16 protein-coding genes are annotated in these 15,688 nt (G+C 49.1%); 11 read left to right on the forward strand and 5 right to left on the reverse strand.

What is annotated here, in order from left to right; genetic code table 11:
* Positions 1–9 precede the first annotated feature (9 nt).
* On the forward strand, positions 10–1,704 hold the full coding sequence (locus C6P39_RS22920) for a molecular chaperone HscC (RefSeq protein WP_104805317.1): 1,695 nt from the start codon (positions 10–12) through the stop codon (positions 1,702–1,704).
* A 16-nt stretch (positions 1,705–1,720) separates the two neighbouring features.
* Positions 1,721–3,349: an amidohydrolase gene (locus C6P39_RS22925; protein WP_104805318.1), complete on the forward strand. Its 1,629-nt coding sequence runs from the start codon at positions 1,721–1,723 to the stop codon at positions 3,347–3,349.
* On the opposite strand, the gene C6P39_RS22930 is transcribed toward C6P39_RS22925, so the two are convergent.
* Positions 3,346–5,094 carry an Rqc2 family fibronectin-binding protein gene (locus tag C6P39_RS22930; protein WP_104805319.1) on the reverse strand — a complete coding sequence of 583 codons (1,749 nt, stop codon included), beginning with the start codon at positions 5,092–5,094 and terminating at the stop codon, positions 3,346–3,348. The genes C6P39_RS22925 and C6P39_RS22930 overlap by 4 nt on opposite strands.
* Positions 5,095–5,407: 313 nt before the next feature.
* On the opposite strand from C6P39_RS22930, the gene C6P39_RS22935 reads away from it, so the two are divergent.
* From C6P39_RS22935 to C6P39_RS22965, 7 genes are all read left to right on the forward strand, one after another.
* Positions 5,408–6,286: a YicC/YloC family endoribonuclease gene (locus C6P39_RS22935; RefSeq protein ID WP_104805320.1), complete on the forward strand. Its 879-nt coding sequence runs from the start codon at positions 5,408–5,410 to the stop codon at positions 6,284–6,286.
* A 13-nt stretch (positions 6,287–6,299) separates the two neighbouring features.
* The gene (locus tag C6P39_RS22940; protein WP_095173189.1) at positions 6,300–6,572 is read left to right on the forward strand and encodes a DUF370 domain-containing protein; all 273 of its coding nucleotides are present in this window, start codon (positions 6,300–6,302) and stop codon (positions 6,570–6,572) included.
* Entirely contained in the window at positions 6,565–7,197 is a 633-nt protein-coding gene (gmk, locus tag C6P39_RS22945) for a guanylate kinase (RefSeq protein WP_095173188.1), read from the forward strand. The genes C6P39_RS22940 and gmk overlap by 8 nt, the downstream gene beginning before the upstream one ends.
* 3 nt (positions 7,198–7,200) lie before the next feature.
* On the forward strand, positions 7,201–7,461 hold the full coding sequence (gene rpoZ / locus C6P39_RS22950) for a DNA-directed RNA polymerase subunit omega (protein WP_095173187.1): 261 nt from the start codon (positions 7,201–7,203) through the stop codon (positions 7,459–7,461).
* 106 nt (positions 7,462–7,567) lie between these two features.
* Complete coding sequence (gene rimO, locus C6P39_RS22955; protein WP_104805321.1) at positions 7,568–8,908, forward strand: 30S ribosomal protein S12 methylthiotransferase RimO; 1,341 nt, start codon at positions 7,568–7,570, stop codon at positions 8,906–8,908.
* Positions 8,892–9,434: a CDP-diacylglycerol--glycerol-3-phosphate 3-phosphatidyltransferase gene (pgsA, locus tag C6P39_RS22960; protein ID WP_095173185.1), complete on the forward strand. Its 543-nt coding sequence runs from the start codon at positions 8,892–8,894 to the stop codon at positions 9,432–9,434. The genes rimO and pgsA overlap by 17 nt, the downstream gene beginning before the upstream one ends.
* A gap of 45 nt (positions 9,435–9,479) precedes the next feature.
* Positions 9,480–10,760, forward strand: a complete 1,281-nt coding sequence (locus tag C6P39_RS22965) for a competence/damage-inducible protein A (RefSeq protein WP_104805322.1) — start codon at positions 9,480–9,482, stop codon at positions 10,758–10,760.
* A gap of 124 nt (positions 10,761–10,884) precedes the next feature.
* Here the strand turns inward: C6P39_RS22965 and C6P39_RS28035 are convergent, their stop codons facing one another.
* A complete protein-coding gene (locus tag C6P39_RS28035) occupies positions 10,885–11,967 on the reverse strand; it encodes a hypothetical protein (protein WP_242987113.1) in 1,083 nt (360 codons plus the stop codon).
* Positions 11,968–11,979: 12 nt separating this feature from the next.
* A complete protein-coding gene (locus C6P39_RS22975) occupies positions 11,980–12,312 on the reverse strand; it encodes a hypothetical protein (protein WP_104805323.1) in 333 nt (110 codons plus the stop codon).
* Between the two features lie 108 nt (positions 12,313–12,420).
* Between C6P39_RS22975 and C6P39_RS27610 the strand changes: the two genes are divergently transcribed.
* Positions 12,421–12,579: a hypothetical protein gene (locus C6P39_RS27610; RefSeq protein WP_158661675.1), complete on the forward strand. Its 159-nt coding sequence runs from the start codon at positions 12,421–12,423 to the stop codon at positions 12,577–12,579.
* Between the two features lie 92 nt (positions 12,580–12,671).
* Here C6P39_RS27610 and C6P39_RS22980 read toward each other — a convergent pair whose 3' ends face one another.
* Entirely contained in the window at positions 12,672–12,944 is a 273-nt protein-coding gene (locus C6P39_RS22980) for a hypothetical protein (protein ID WP_104805324.1), read from the reverse strand.
* 81 nt (positions 12,945–13,025) lie between these two features.
* Positions 13,026–14,720: a S8 family peptidase gene (locus C6P39_RS22985; protein ID WP_095173181.1), complete on the reverse strand. Its 1,695-nt coding sequence runs from the start codon at positions 14,718–14,720 to the stop codon at positions 13,026–13,028.
* Between the two features lie 115 nt (positions 14,721–14,835).
* Between C6P39_RS22985 and C6P39_RS22990 the strand changes: the two genes are divergently transcribed.
* Positions 14,836–15,678 (forward strand): S8 family peptidase, encoded by an 843-nt coding sequence (locus C6P39_RS22990; RefSeq protein ID WP_104805325.1) that lies wholly within the window; start codon positions 14,836–14,838, stop codon positions 15,676–15,678.
* The last annotated feature ends 10 nt before the right edge of the window (positions 15,679–15,688 follow it).

Here is a 15,688-nt window from a genome sequence, read left to right on the forward strand (position 1 = left end):
ACGGAAAAATTGATCATTGGAATAGATTTAGGGACAACAAACAGTCTGGCAGCTTATTTTACAGAGGAGGGACCGAAGATCATCCCAAACCGCCTCGGCAGACATCTGACGCCGTCGGTGGTGAGCGTGGATGAAGAGAACCAGGTATATGTGGGGGAGACAGCCAGAGAGCGGGGATTTCTGTATCCCCACATGACTGCCTCTGTGTTTAAACGTGATATGGGGAGTGACAAGAAGTACCGGTTAGGCGGGAAAGAATTTACAGCACAGGATCTGTCCTCTTTTGTCCTTCGTACCCTGAAGGAGGATGCGGAGGTATATCTGGGGGAAACAGTGGAGGAAGCGGTCATCAGCGTACCTGCGTACTTTGACGACAAACGCCGGAAGGCCACAAAAAGAGCCGGGGAACTGGCCGGTCTGAAAGTGGAGAGGATCATCAGTGAACCTACAGCCGCTGCCATTGCATACGGTCTGTATGAGAAACAGAAAAATACAAAATTTCTGGTCTTTGATCTGGGAGGCGGAACCTTTGACGTCTCAATCCTGGAACTGTTTGAGAATATTTTGGAGGTCCGGGCAGTGGCCGGGGACAACTATCTGGGAGGCGAGGATTTTACAGGGCTGTTGGTACAGCATTATATGGAGCAGATGGATTTAAAACTCACGGAACTGACCCAGAAGACACTGGGACAGATATACAGCCAGGCGGAGGCCTGCAAACTGTCGTACAGCGGGACAGCCACAGGGGTTATGAGCTGCAGGATCGGCGGGGAGGAAAAATCTCTTAAGATCCCCCTGAGATCGTATGAAAAGATGTGTGAACCCCTGTTGGCAAAAATCAGAAAACCTGTGCAGAGAAGCCTGTCGGATGCCCATGTGAAATTGGCAGATATTGATGAGATCGTGCTGGTGGGAGGCGCCACCAGACTTCCTGTTGTAAGGGATTTTATTATCCGCATGTTCAAAAAGTTTCCCGATACCGCCATGAACCCCGACGAGGCGGTTGCGCTGGGTGCTGCCATCCAGGGCGCTATGAAAGAGCGGCAGGAGGCAGTAAGAGAGGTGATCCTAACCGATGTTTGCGCCTTTACCCTGGGAACAGAGACTGCCGTCAGGCTTAAGGACGGCAAAACAGATGAGGGACATTTCTGTCCGATCATAGAGAGGAACACCGTGATCCCGGCCAGCCGCACAGAGCGTTTTTACACACTGTATGATGATCAGGAGCGTGTCCGTATCTGTGTGCTCCAGGGCGAGAGCCGGTACGCCAAAAATAACCTGCTTCTGGGCGAACTGGATATTGAGATCCCAAAAAACAAAGCAGGTGAGGAGAGTGTTGACGTGACCTACACTTATGATATCAACTCGATCCTGGAAGTGGAAGTCTGTGTGACATCCAGCGGGCTTAGACAGCGCCGCATTATAAAAGGCCGTGAAAATGACATGACAGACCGGGAGATCGAGGAGCGTATGAGAGAGCTGTCCTATCTGAAAATCCATCCCAGGGAGCAGGAGGAAAACAAGCTGCTTCTTCTGAAAGGGGAGCGGCTATATGAAGAGACTGTAGGTGATAACAGACGGCGGATGGAATATGAGATACAGAAATTTGAAATGGTGTTAAATACAAGGGACCGGGGTAAAATAGAAGAAGCGGCAAAACATTTTGCACAGGTTATGGAAGAAGTAGAAGAAGATGATCTATAGACCCGGAGGTATGAATATGGGACAGAAACTATATGAAAATGGAACGATCCTGACGATGGAAAAGCAGATGTATGCGGAAGCGGTACTTGTCAGGGACAATAAAATCGCGGCGGTGGGAAGGAAAGAGGCTGTGGAGGCTTTTGCCTCCCCGGATGCAGAGCGGATAAACCTGGAAGGAAGGACTATGATGCCGGCCTTTTTGGATGCCCACAGTCATTTTATGGCCTGCGCCAACGGGGAACTGCAGATTTCACTGGATGGTGCGGGCAGTTTCAAGAGGATTGCGGACCGAATAAAGAATTATGTCAGCAGCAGGCAGATAGAAAAAGGGACATGGCTGGTGGGAAAAGGATATGACCACAATTTTCTGGAGGAGAGATCCCATCCTGACAGGCATCTTCTGGATGAGGCGGCACCTGACAATCCTCTGGTCATCCAGCACCAGTCCGGCCATATGGGGGTCTTTAACACAGAGGCCCTCAGGCAGTTAGGCATTCCCATGGACGGGACCGGAGACCTTTTGGAGATACCGGGGGGAAAGATTGCAGTGCAGGACCAAATCCCCACAGGGTACATGGAGGAAAATGCATTCCTTACCTTTCAGAAAAAGATCCCGCTTCCCTCATCCAAAGAATTTATGGAGGCTGTAAAAAAGGCACAGGAAAGATATGCCTCCCACGGGATCACCCTGGTTCAGGAGGGGCTTATGGTGGACGAGATGCTCCCTCTTTATCAGGGGATCATAAGTGCCGGAATTTTGAAGCTGGATATTGTGGGATATCTGGATATGAAAGGCACAGGGAAATTTCTGGATGCCATGAAACAACACAGAGAAGGATTTTTCCGCCACTTTAAGATCGGGGGATACAAAATCTTCCTGGACGGTTCGCCCCAGGGCAGGACAGCCTGGATGAGGACTCCTTATACACAGGGAGAGGAAGGCGCGGGATACCGGGGATATCCGGTACACACAGAGGAAGAGATTCTCGCTTTTGTGTGCCGGGCCATGGAAGAACACATGCAGATACTGGCCCACTGCAACGGAGATGCAGCCTGCGAACAGTATATCCGTGCTTTTGAAAAGGCTGTTTCCATGGATGGCAGTGTACTTCCCGCTGATATCCGCCCGGTTATGATACATGCGCAGCTTCTTGGAATTGATCAGATACCGAGTGTAAAGGCCATGGGTATGATCCCCTCCTTCTTTGCCGCACATGTGTACCACTGGGGAGATATCCATACAGCCAATTTCGGCATGGAGCGCGCTTCCCATATAAGTCCGGCAGCTTCCGCCCAAAAAGAGGGGGTTGTCTACACCTTCCACCAGGATTCTCCGGTCATTGAACCGGATATGCTGGAAACCGTGTGGTGCGCTGTGAACCGCTGCACAAAGGACGGAAAAGTGCTTGGAAGTAAGGAGCGCATCTCTGTGGAGGAGGCGCTGAAGGCTGTTACCCTGCATACGGCATACCAGTATTTTGAGGAGCGGGAGAGAGGCAGCATTGCGCCGGGAAAGAGGGCTGATTTTGTGATCCTGTCAGAAAACCCTCTGGAGAAAGAAAAGATGAAGATAAGAGAGATCAGGGTCCTGTCCACCATAAAAGACGGGGAGGTCATTTACCGCAGGGACCCTGTCTGCTTTTAGTCGTCCGCCTGCTTGATCCCGGTGATATCGGGTTCAATGAGCAGGGAATAATTGGTGTAATACACTACAAAGCCGGGTTTGGAGCCGTTTGGTTTTTTTACATGCTTTTTCTGGATATAGTCGATCTCTACCTTGGGCGCAGTGCGTCCGCTGGAGTAATACCCTGCAAGGCGGCCGGCCTCCTCGAAGGTGCGGTCAGGCAGGTCATCACTGCCGGATTTTACGATCACATGGGAACCGGCCATTTTTTTGGCATGGAACCACCAGTCATTGCCTGTGGCAAATTTGAAGGTTAGTTCCTCATTCTGGTAATTGTTTTTTCCCACATACATGTGATAACCGTCACTGGATATATAATGCAGAGGCTTTGATCTGACCTGCATTTTCTTTTTGCCGCCGGTATAGTGCTTTTTGATATACCCGTATTCTGTCAGCTCTTCTTTGATCTGAGACAGGTCATTTTCCTGCTGGGCAATATCAAGGGCAGCCTGTATGGATTCCAGGTGGCGGATCTCGCTTTCTGTATCCTCAAGCTGTTCTTTCAGAGCCTGGGCCGTACGTTTCAGCTTGTTGTACCTGTCAAAGTATTTCTTGGAATTTTCCTGGGGAGTCATGGTGGGGTCAAGAGGGATGGAAATCTCCTCATTGGTGTAATAGTTCAGGGCTTTGAAGGATCTGCATCCCTCCTCTAGGTTGTAGCCGTATGTGTTGATCAGTTCCCCGTAGACTTTATATTTATCCATTTTTTTTGTATCCTGCATCTGTTTTGTCTGCAGGTCAAATTTTTTCCAATTGCGGTCCAGGGCGGTCTGCACGATCTTGCGCAGGTCCGCTGATTTCTGGCGCATACGGGTAATGATATTTTTCTGGGCATAATACTGTTCCAGAACCTGGGAGATGGAATCATACTGCTTAACCGTATAATCGGTATACTGGGTTAAGGCGACCGCTCCGAATTCCACAGGCTCCCCGGAGGCACTGTATACGATATTGGGCGTAAAGCGCCCGGTCCGGACATCCTCCATAAAGCGTATGAATGCCAGGAAGAGTTGTTCTTTTTCCTTTGTTCCAAGCCCGTCTGCCGGGTCACTTCCGTGTACCTGTGCCCGGGTGCAGATTTCCTCCGCAGCCACGGGACTCAGCCCTGTGAGGGAGGTATAGATGGCCTTTGCAAGGTTGGAGGGTTTCCGGTATACGGTCTGATAAAATTCTTCCTCTGTGATGGTAAGGGGGTCCTTCTTGTCCTGAGTCTGCGGAATAAAATAATCTCTTCCCGGAAGAACTTCCCTGACAGAACTCATATTCAGGGATACATGCTTGATGCTGTCCAGGATCATCCGCTCCTCATTGAGGAAAATGATATTGCTGTGCTTGCCCATGATCTCCACCACCAGGGTCTTAAAACACAAGTCTCCAAGTTCATTTAAATGTTCTATTTTTATTTCTATGACACGTTCCAGTCCGGGCTGGGTCACAGCTGTGATCTTGCCGCTTCCCACATGTTTGCGCAGCAGCATACAGAAATTCGGGGCGGTGAGAGGACTCACTTTATTTTTTTCCGTAAAATAGATCAGGGGCAGGGATGCGCTGGCTGATATGAGCAGCCTGTACTGTGTCCTGTTATTTTTAATGGTCAGGATCAGTTCGTCCGCCTCAGGCTGGGCAATCTTGTTTATTTTGCCTCCCACGATGGTGTCATTTAATTCTTTCACTATATTTGCAATGGTAATTCCGTCAAATGCCATATAAATTCTCCTTCCGATTCCGCTATCACGATTATATACGAAATGGAAACACAAAGCAAATGAAAAAAAGATTTGACGGGCAATTGTGATTGCTTTATAATAACCATGTATGTTTATGTTACCATTCACAAAGCCGTCACAGACAGCTTTGCGAACAGTAACACGCTTCGCGATGCACACAGAATGCAATAAATTGTATTCCGGTGCTTGACTGACTCGGGATCTTGCTTTGCAAGACACCTCGCGGAACTGTCACTGTGAATAGTAACAGGTATATGCCATGTGCAAATAAAACAGCAGAAAAGAGAAAGACATGATAAAGAGCATGACAGGCTTTGGAAGAGCCGAGGTGATTGACGAAGAAAAAAAAGTTACGGTTGAAATGAAATCCGTAAATCACCGTTATCTGGATATCAATATGCGCATGCCCAAAAAGCTGAGCAGTTTTGAGGCTTCCATACGTGCCGTATTGAAGGAATATCTCCAGCGCGGCAAAGTAGACCTCTTCATCGCCTATGAGGACTACACCCAGTCCCGTGTTTCCGTAAAGTACAACAGGGAGATCGCAGGACAATATTTAGAATACTTACAACAGATGAGTGAAGAATTTCATCTGGAAAATGACATAAGAGCGTCCAGGCTTCTTAGCTGCCCGGAGGTGTTCACCATGGAAGAGCAGACTGTGGATGAGAAAGAACTGTGGACTTCCTTAGAGGAAGCTTTAAGGGAAGCTGCCCGGCAGTTTGTGGACACCAGGATCAAAGAGGGCGGACATTTAAAGAATGATATTCTTGAGAAGCTTGACGGCATGTACAGCAAAGTAGAGCAGGTGGAGGCCCGTTCCCCTGAGATCCTGCGGGAATACAGGGAAAAGCTGGAGACAAAAGTGGGAGAACTTCTGCAGGATACCCAGATAGAGGAGAGCCGCATTGCAGCGGAAGTGATCCTCTTTGCAGATAAAATCTGCACGGACGAGGAGACGGTTCGCCTGAAGAGCCATATTTCCCATATGAGGGATGTACTGGAAACCCAGGACGGCATCGGCAGAAAACTTGACTTCATTGCCCAGGAGATGAACCGGGAGGCTAACACCATTTTGTCAAAAGCCAATGATCTGGAAACCTCAAACCTTGCCATTGACTTGAAGACAGAGATAGAGAAGATCCGGGAACAGATTCAGAACATTGAATAAAGGCAGGAAAAATATGTCTAAATTGATCAATATCGGTTTCGGTAATGTGGTGAACACGGACAAAGTAGTGGCAGTTGTGAGTCCGGATGCGGCGCCCATCAAGCGTATGGTGCAGTCAGCAAAAGAAGCCGGCAGATCCATAGATGCCACACAGGGCCGCAAGACAAAAGCAGTGATCATCACAAACAGTGATATGCTGATCCTATCGGCACTGCAGCCGGAAACCATCGCAAAACGTTTCGGTACGTTTTATGAAAATGATGCAAAAGGGGAACAGGATGGATAACAGAGGAATTTTAACCGTGGTATCCGGTTTTTCCGGTGCGGGGAAAGGGACGCTCATGAAGCGTCTTTTGGAGAAATATGACAATTACTCCCTTTCTATTTCCGCCACCACCAGGGCACCACGGAATGGCGAGGAGCATGGAAGGGAATATTTTTTTCACACAAAAAAGGAGTTTGAGGAGCTGATTTCCCAGGATGCGCTGATTGAATATGCCCAGTATGTGGAAAACTATTACGGTACACCTAAGGCATATGTAGAAAAGCAGCTGGAAGCAGGCAGGGATGTGATCCTGGAAATTGAGATCCAGGGTGCACTGAAGGTAAAAGAAAAAATGCCGGATACCCTGCTGATGTTTGTCACTCCCCCCACAGCCCAGGAGCTGAAACGCCGCCTGACTGACAGAGGAACGGAAACACCGGAAGTGATAGGATCCAGACTTCGCAGAGCATCTGAGGAAGCAAAGGGAATGCCGCTCTATGACTATGTATTGATCAATGATGATCTGGAAGAATGCGTTGACAGGATGCACGGCATTATTCAAAGCCAGCACAACACTGTAAAAAACAGTGAGCCTTTTATAGAAAAAATAACAAGTGAAGTAGCAGTATTTGCGAAAGGAGAATGAGATATGATACATCCGTCTTACACAGAATTAATGGACGCAATCAATGAGGAGGGCAATATTGAGGACGAACCTTTAGTCACCAGCCGTTACTCTGTCGTACTGGCTACCAGCAAAAGAGCCAGACAGCTTATTGCGGGCCGTGAGGCTATGGTACACTCTTCAGGCAAGAAGCCGCTTTCCACAGCCGTGGAAGAGATCTATCAGGGCAAGGTGAGGATCATGCCGGAAGATCCGGAGGAAGAAGAAGGTAACGAAGAAAACTAAGATATGATAGAAAGTACGCTTGGCGGACTTTTTATGATTATGAGTGATACGGGGACTGCCGCCAGATGCGGGCAGTCCTTTCTACCATTACTGACAAGGAGTATGCATGAGGAAAGTTTTATTTATATCTCTTGGATGTGACAAGAACCTGGCGGATTCTGAGGAAATGCTGGGCATGCTTGTGGCGCATGGCTATACCATCGTAAATGATGAGACAGAGGCTGATGTGGCGGTTGTCAACACCTGCGCCTTCATCCATGATGCCAAAGAGGAGAGCATTTCCAACATTCTGGAAATGGCAAAGTATAAGGAGACAGGTTCTCTGAAAGTTCTGCTGGTGACAGGCTGTCTGGCGCAGCGGTACAAGGAGGAGATCATAAAGGAGATCCCTGAGGTGGATGCCGTTCTGGGGACCACAAGCTTTGATGATATCATTGAGGCACTTGATAAAGCTTTTGAGGGAGAAAAATACCTGGAATTCAAGGATATCTCCTATCTGCCGGATGTGGACACAAAGAGGATGATCACCACAGGGGGCTGCTACGAATACCTGAAGATCGCGGAGGGGTGTGACAAGCATTGTACCTACTGCATTATCCCGAAACTCAGGGGCAGATACCGCAGCGTGCCCATGGAAAAACTGGTAAAACAGGCTGAATATATGGCAGAGCAGGGCGTCAAGGAACTGGTCATAGTGGCGCAGGAGACAACCATATACGGCTGCGATCTGTACGGGGAGAAATCACTGCACAAGCTTTTAAAAGAGCTGTGCCGTATCCCGGGGATTGCCTGGATCCGTGTGCTCTACTGTTATCCCGAAGAAATCTATCCCGAACTGATCCAAGTGATGAAGGAGGAGCCGAAAATCTGCCATTATCTGGACCTGCCCATACAGCACTGCAATGACAGGATCTTAAAACGTATGGGAAGGCGCACCACCAGACAGGAGCTTGTGGATATGATCTCACTTCTCAGACGGGAGATTCCAGATATTATACTGCGCACCACACTGATCACCGGATTTCCGGGGGAGACGCAGCAGGAGCATGAGGAGCTGATGAACTTTATTGATGAGATAGAGTTTGACAGGCTCGGCGTCTTTACCTATTCGCCGGAGGAGGATACCCCTGCGGCTGTTATGCCGGATCAGATTGACGAGGAAGTGAAAAAGGACCGCCAGGCAGAGCTTATGGAGCTTCAGCAGGAGATTTCTCTGGATAAGGGCCAGGATAAGATCCACACGGAAGTTAAGGTCATGATTGAAGGCAAGGTGGCGGAGGAAAATGCTTATGTGGGCCGCACATACGGTGATGCACCGGGTGTGGACGGATATATTTTTGTCAATACGGATAAGGAGCTTATCTCAGGAGATTTGTGCATGGTGCATATAACCGGCGCTCTGGAATATGATTTGATAGGAGAGTTAAAAGATGAATACACCGAATAAACTGACGATCGCAAGAGTCGTTATGATTCCGTTCTTTGTGGCTTTTTTAATGTATGATATTGCAGGCAGTGCCGGAAAGTGGATCGCTCTGGCTATCTTTATTGTTGCCAGTCTCACAGATACCCTGGACGGATATCTGGCAAGGAGAGATAATCTGGTGACAAACTTCGGCAAGTTCATGGACCCGCTGGCAGACAAGCTGTTAGTCTGCTCCGCTCTGATCTGCTTTACCGGCCTGGGTGAACTGCCGGCTTGGATCACCATTGTTATCATAGCCCGTGAGTTCATCATCAGCGGTTTCCGTCTGGTGGCTGCGGACAACGGCATTGTGATCGCTGCCAGTTACTGGGGCAAATTTAAAACCGTTTCACAGATGATCATGATCATTCTCATGATCATGGATATCCAGAATCAGGCATTCCAGATCCTGATTCAGATTTTTGTGGTAATCGCAGTTGCGCTCACCCTGATTTCTCTTGTGGATTATATTATGAAGAACAAAAGTGTGTTAAGCATGCAGGACTAAAGAAAGAGAAACTTCGGCTATGCTGCCTGGGAAGGAGAGAGACTTATGACAGCGGAATTAATATGTGTGGGAACAGAGTTGCTGTTGGGCAATATTGTGAATACGAATGGGGCCTACCTGGCGAAAAAATGCGCCGCCCTTGGGCTTTCTATGTATCATCAGAGTATTGTGGGTGACAATGACAAACGTCTGGAGGAGACGATCCAGACCGCGGTAAAGCGTTCGGATGTGGTGATTCTCTGCGGCGGCCTCGGGCCAACCAAAGATGACATGACAAAAGAGGTGGCTGCAAAGGTTATGGGGAAAAAGCTGGCAGAGGATAAACACTCCAGAGAGCGCATCCAGGCCTATATGGAAAACTATGTGAGAAGCCATCCGGGCACCAAGATCACAGAAAACAACTGGAAGCAGGCACTTCTCCCGGAGGGGGCCATTGCAGTGGACAATGAAAACGGAACTGCACCGGGGATCATCATGGAGGAAAACAAAACCATTCTGATCCTGCTTCCCGGTCCGCCAAACGAACTGATCCCCATGTTTGAGGATAAGATCTATCCTTATCTCAGGAAAAAGCAGCCGGAAGTGATCGCCTCCGAGATGGTCAAGGTCTGCGGCATTGGTGAGAGCCAGGTGGAGACAGATATTGCAGATCTGATCGAGAAGCAGTCCAACCCGACGATAGCCACATACGCCAAGACAGGGGAGGTACACCTGCGTGTGACAGCCAAGGCGGAAAATGATAAAGCGGCAAGAAAGCTGATCAAACCGGTTGTGCGTGAACTGAAGGTGCGATTTGGTGCCAATATCTACACCACCGACGAGGATAAGTCCCTGGAGTGTGCTGTGGTGGACCTGCTCCGAAACCAGGATATTTCCCTGACCACCGTAGAATCCTGCACAGGCGGTGCCCTGTCAGCCAGGATCGTGGATGTACCGGGCGCTTCTGATGTACTGAAACAAGGATTCGTCACATACACCAACCGGGCTAAGAGAAAATACGTCATGGTAAAGAAAAGTACCCTGAAGGAATATGGGGCAGTCAGCGAAAAATGCGCAAAGGAAATGGCAAAAGGCGGATGCTTCATCACTGGCTCCGATGCCGCAGTCTCCATTACCGGATTTGCCGGGCCGGACGGCGGTACCGAGCAGGCTCCTGTGGGCACAGTATTTATCGGATGTTGTTTAAAAGGAAAGACTGTGGTGCGGGAATTCCACTTTGGCGGAGACCGCAGCAAGATCAGGGAGCAGGCAGCAACGTATGCACTGATCCTTTTAAGAGAGTGTATTTTGGAAAACTTTGAGCGCCGCAATGAAGAGAAAGCGTAACGGTTCGGCAGGTCTGCGCCGTTAAGACGCTGAACGTAAAAGAATAGCTGTTACAGACAGCCGTCCGGTATTGTATGCCGGACGGCTGTTTTTAACCAATGTGCAGATCTGCTGCACGGTTATATCAATGCATCATTTTAACAATCTGCATCATACGGTTGATGCGGGACACCTCTTCCGGTGATTTTCCCATTTTTAATACTTCTATTATGGTGTCCATCTCCTGACGCGAAAAATCAAGTCCCCCGGGTTGACTTTTGTTCTGTGAAACTGCTGACATGAGAAAGGGCATCAATTCATTCATTCCCTTCTGACTGCCCTGATTTGCTATATTGTTGAGCATTTTCAGCTTTTCCGGGTCCATGCCTTTCAGATTAGGATTGTTCATCCAGTTATCCTGTGAATTGCTCTGCTGCTGCGTATTTCCCTGCTGCTGCGCATTCTGCTGGTACTGCCCGTATGCCTGGGACCCGGATTGGTATGGGGGAATTCCCTGCTGCGGGCCGTTTTGATAAGGTGGTGTTCCCTGCTGCGGGCCGTTTTGATAAGGTGGTGTTCCCTGCTGCGGGCCGTTTTGATAAGGTGGTGTTCCCTGCTGTGGGCCGTTTTGATAAGGCGGTGTTCCCTGCTGCGGGCCGTTTGGATAAGGTGGTGTTCCCTGCTGTGGGCCGTTTTGATAAGGCGGTGTTCCCTGCTGCGAGCCGTTTGGGTAAGGTGGTGTTCCTTGCTGCGGGCCGTTTTGGTAAGGCGGTGTTCCCTGCTGCGAGCCGTTTGGATAAGGTGAGGCTCCCTGCTGAGGCCCATTTGGGTAGGGGGTATTTCCTTGTTGGGAGCCATTAGCATAGGAGGCATTTCCCTGCTGCGGACTATTTTGATTCGAGGCATTTCGCTGCTGCGGACCATTTTGATTCGATGTATTTCCCTGGTGGGAACTATTTGGGCGGGACGTCTTGCCCTGCTGAGGACTGTTCTGAAATGGCCGGGAACCAGACGGGGAATTGTTAGGATAAGCCGTGGATTCTGTCTGGGAACCGGGCTGCGGGCCGGCGTGATAGGGCTGCTGGTTTCCCTGGGGATAACCGGGACCATTTTGCCGGAAGCTGGTCTTGTTTAAACCGCCCTGGTGGTGATTGGCCTGCTTTGGCTCGTCTGCCCCGGGCTTTCCGGCAGGATTTTTGAAATTCTGCCTGTTATTCTGATTATTCATATTTACCTCCGTTTACTGTTTTGGCATATCCTGTGCCAGCTCGAAGAGCTGCAGCATAGCCATGGTATTGATGAGATTCTCTATTTTTTCTTTTGCCGGCCCGCTGCATACTTTACTGCAGGCTGAAAGCATTTCCAGTGGATCTGCATTGACCTGTTCCTGGGCATGCATCTGCATATCTACCTGCGGCCGTGAGAAAAGACGTATGGTATTGGATAACTCCAGAAATTTAGCATAGACGGATATAAGCCTCTGGCCCTGCGCCGGAAGATAAGGCATGGCCGCTTTTAGAATTTCTACCTGATCCTCCGATATCATTTCGTCCAGAATATTATGTTCTTCCATTCTCGCTCCTTCCAAAACTTCCGCTTTTTAAACCTTATGTTTCCACTATACAGGATATGACGAAAAACCAGTTCTGCCATAGTATAATAGGGAAAGGGGTGTTTAAACATGGAACAGCATGAAATCAGACTGGTGGAGGAAGACAACACCATTTATGAAATAGATATGGACTGTGTAAAAAGAAAGCAGCTGGCAGCCAAAAGAGCCATGGAGGCGGAAGAAAAAAGAAAATTGGATCTGGAAAACAGTAAAGCAAAAGAAATGTAAGCAAATTAAAAGCCGGGGCTCATCACCCCGGCTTTTCTAAGATGAGGCTGCTTGACAGCAGCCCCACACTGGTATTTTATACTCTGTTTGGATTAGCAGAATCCATTTCCGCCGCATCCGCACAGGAGCAGCAGGATGATGATGATACAGCTGCAGTCGCCGCCGAAGCCGCCGCCGCATCCACAGCCACAATCATTTCCACAGCCACCGCCGCAGCCGCCGTTTCCATTTCCACAGCAGCAAAGCAGAAGAAGAATCCAGATAATACAGCTGCAGTCGCCGCCGAATCCACGGGAAACTCCACATCCTCCTCCACAGTTATCTTCGCATCCGCAACCACAGTTTGTAGCAGCTAAATCACTCATTTTGTTTCCTCCAAAAATTTTTGATTACACTTACATGATATGTGTCGGGGAGGAATTGGTGCATCTTTGTGTGAAAAAAGTTTAAATATTCGTGAAGACCGAAAAAATCCGGTACACATCCAGAGCACCAAAACCCCATTCCCGGTTGGGATAAAGCTGTACCTGGCTTCTCCGGGCTCCCCGGATGAAAAGGGCTTTGAGTTCTGCGTTGTTAAAAATCTTAGGCGGATTTCTCTTTGCGCCCCATTCGATCACCAGGGCACAGGCACCTGCAGTGATGGCCGCCGCCGCGGAGGAGCCTGTCATGGTGGTAAAACGTCCGTTCGGAGCCGGACCGGGGACATTTACACCGGGAGCCGCTATATCGGGTTTGATGATCCCTGTGCGGGTGTATCCTCTGCTGGAATTGACGAACAGGCTGTTATTGTATCCATTATAAGTAGCGGTTGTGAGAGCCACCTGAGCGGCGGAGGGGGCTGTGATGGTGGTGTTGGGGTCCGGTCTTAAAAAAGTTACGTCCGGCTGCATAAAACCGGAGACCGGAAGCCAGATATGGAAGTTCCCCGCATTGTTGCTGCTGGAATAAACATTGATCTTCCAGGCGCCGGGCGTTGGATTTGAGAACCGGAAAAATATCAGCTGATCCCCGGATACCGTTTGGATCAGCTCTGAGGCAATGAAAATCTCTGTATCTTCCAATACAAATTGTATGGTATCTGTGTAATTGATCCTGGTAGGCAGCCTTTGGATGACTTCGCCCAGAGGAGATTCAAACCCCACGGAATAGATTTCGGGAGGCGCACCCCATAACTCTGCAGTAAATCCCCTGGTATTTTCCGGAACCAGTATCTCCACTGTCACGCTGGTATCGGGTGCAGGTGCGTCCGAGAAGAAATGATGTGCCTTCCCCGCTTCATTCCCTGCGGCTGCAACAGAGTAGACCCCCCAGTAATTGGCGGATAAGGTCAGGGAAATTGCCAGGGCAGATTGTCCTGAATGAGCGCCCTGGTTTGAACCCAGGCCAATGCAGATGACCAGCGGTGCCTGCAGTTCATTGGAGAGGAGCAGAAGATAACGGATTCCCATCATAATGTCTGATTCCTGGTAAACAGGGTTGTCGCTTGTATGGTAGAAGAGTTCTTTCAGATAATTTTTGGCTTCTTTTAGTTTTACCACTGCCAGCATACTGGACGGAGCCGCTCCGATAAAATCATTTTCAGGTATGCTGCTTCCTGCTGCAACGCCGGCCAGAAAGGTTCCGTGTCCAATGGTATCCTGGGAGGGGACAAGTTCCAGCGGATCTTCCGAAGCCAGCGCGTTATTCAGATCTTCATTTGTATACCCGCTTCCATACAGCATTTCATATGGCGGCGTGCCGCTCTGGATGGTCTGGTCCCACAGTCCGTATATACGGCTGCTTCCGTCCGAACGCCGGAAGGCCGGATGGGTGTAATCAATTCCCGTGTCAATAAAGCCGATGAGAATCCCCCGTCCTTTCAGATTGAGGGCCGGCTGGTTCTGGACCGTGGTGATCCCTGAGACCTCCAGATTGACGGTATCCAAAAGTGAATAGAGATTCGGGACTGTATTGTAAAAAAGCCCGTTTGCATAGTAGTCTCTGATATCAGAGGAGGGAAGAAGCCCATGGATCATCCCGTAATAGTTATTGAAGAGCTGGGCACCGTACTGCCGGTAATCATCCAGAAACTGCGGATATATGGGGAGGATATAATCTGCATAGTCCTCGGATAAAATCATTTCCTTTATTGTAGCCATAAAATTTCCATACTGTCTATTTTTAATAAGTCTATGAGGAAAGCCGGAAAAATATTGGCAGTAAAGCCGTTTTCTGAATACCATAAAGAAGAACTAATATACGGAGCTTTGAGAAATGATGCAGAAATGGCTTACTGGAAAAAATATAGGTGTCGCCATCCTGGACACCGGGATTTATCCTCATATAGATTTCGACTGCCGGATCCGTGCTTTTCTGGATATGGTACACGGGAGAACCTTCCCTTATGATGACAATGGGCATGGCACACACGTGGCCGGTATTCTGGCCGGAAACGGGGCTGCGCTGAACGGAAAATACAAAGGTGTGGCGCCCGGCTGCGATATCATTGCTGTGAAGGTGCTGGATGAAAGCGGCAATGGAAATAAAGAGCAGGTCATCGAAGCACTGAACTGGATCAAGGAAAACAGGATAAAGTACAATATCCGGATCATCAATATTTCCGTGGGCACCACACAAAAAGAATCTCACCGGGATTTGATCCATGCAGTGGAAGCAGCCTGGGACGATGGCTTCATTGTTGTGGCAGCAGCAGGCAATATGGGACCGGGGCAGGGGAGCATCACAGCTCCGGGAAGCAGCCGGAAGGTCATTACCGTAGGTTCTGCGGATATGCTGGTGCGCCATCAGGGCATATCCGGGAGAGGGCCTACATCTGACTGTATTATCAAGCCGGATATTGTGGCACCGGGCAATGCCATCGTCTCCTGTGCCAACAGAAGCGGCAGTATGCCCTATGCAGTGAAAAGCGGCACCTCCATGTCCACGCCCATGGTGTCGGGAGGGATTGCCCTGCTTCTTGAAAAAGATCCCGCCCTGACAAATCTGCAAGTCAAAAAAAGACTCATGCAGACAGCAAAGGATTTAGGTTATCCCCACAACCTGCAGGGTTGGGGGCTTTTTCAGTTAGAGCATTTTTTATATGACGAAAAGAATTGAAAATTTATAT

It is taken from the genome of Blautia marasmi (assembly GCF_900258535.1).
GTDB lineage: Bacteria > Bacillota > Clostridia > Lachnospirales > Lachnospiraceae > Blautia > Blautia hominis.

Excerpts from the sequence above, each read along its gene's own strand:
- C6P39_RS22925 (WP_104805318.1), top strand. The coding sequence starts at position 1,721 with ATGGGACAGAAACTATATGAAAATGGAACGATCCTGACGATGGAAAAG.
- C6P39_RS22930 (WP_104805319.1), bottom strand. The coding sequence starts at position 5,094 with ATGGCATTTGACGGAATTACCATTGCAAATATAGTGAAAGAATTAAAT.
- C6P39_RS22935 (WP_104805320.1), top strand. The coding sequence starts at position 5,408 with ATGATAAAGAGCATGACAGGCTTTGGAAGAGCCGAGGTGATTGACGAA.
- C6P39_RS22940 (WP_095173189.1), top strand. The coding sequence starts at position 6,300 with ATGTCTAAATTGATCAATATCGGTTTCGGTAATGTGGTGAACACGGAC.
- gmk (WP_095173188.1), top strand. The coding sequence starts at position 6,565 with ATGGATAACAGAGGAATTTTAACCGTGGTATCCGGTTTTTCCGGTGCG.
- rpoZ (WP_095173187.1), top strand. The coding sequence starts at position 7,201 with ATGATACATCCGTCTTACACAGAATTAATGGACGCAATCAATGAGGAG.
- rimO (WP_104805321.1), top strand. The coding sequence starts at position 7,568 with ATGAGGAAAGTTTTATTTATATCTCTTGGATGTGACAAGAACCTGGCG.
- pgsA (WP_095173185.1), top strand. The coding sequence starts at position 8,892 with ATGAATACACCGAATAAACTGACGATCGCAAGAGTCGTTATGATTCCG.
- C6P39_RS22965 (WP_104805322.1), top strand. The coding sequence starts at position 9,480 with ATGACAGCGGAATTAATATGTGTGGGAACAGAGTTGCTGTTGGGCAAT.
- C6P39_RS28035 (WP_242987113.1), bottom strand. The coding sequence starts at position 11,967 with ATGAATAATCAGAATAACAGGCAGAATTTCAAAAATCCTGCCGGAAAG.
- C6P39_RS22975 (WP_104805323.1), bottom strand. The coding sequence starts at position 12,312 with ATGGAAGAACATAATATTCTGGACGAAATGATATCGGAGGATCAGGTA.
- C6P39_RS27610 (WP_158661675.1), top strand. The coding sequence starts at position 12,421 with ATGGAACAGCATGAAATCAGACTGGTGGAGGAAGACAACACCATTTAT.
- C6P39_RS22980 (WP_104805324.1), bottom strand. The coding sequence starts at position 12,944 with ATGAGTGATTTAGCTGCTACAAACTGTGGTTGCGGATGCGAAGATAAC.
- C6P39_RS22985 (WP_095173181.1), bottom strand. The coding sequence starts at position 14,720 with ATGGCTACAATAAAGGAAATGATTTTATCCGAGGACTATGCAGATTAT.
- C6P39_RS22990 (WP_104805325.1), top strand. The coding sequence starts at position 14,836 with ATGATGCAGAAATGGCTTACTGGAAAAAATATAGGTGTCGCCATCCTG.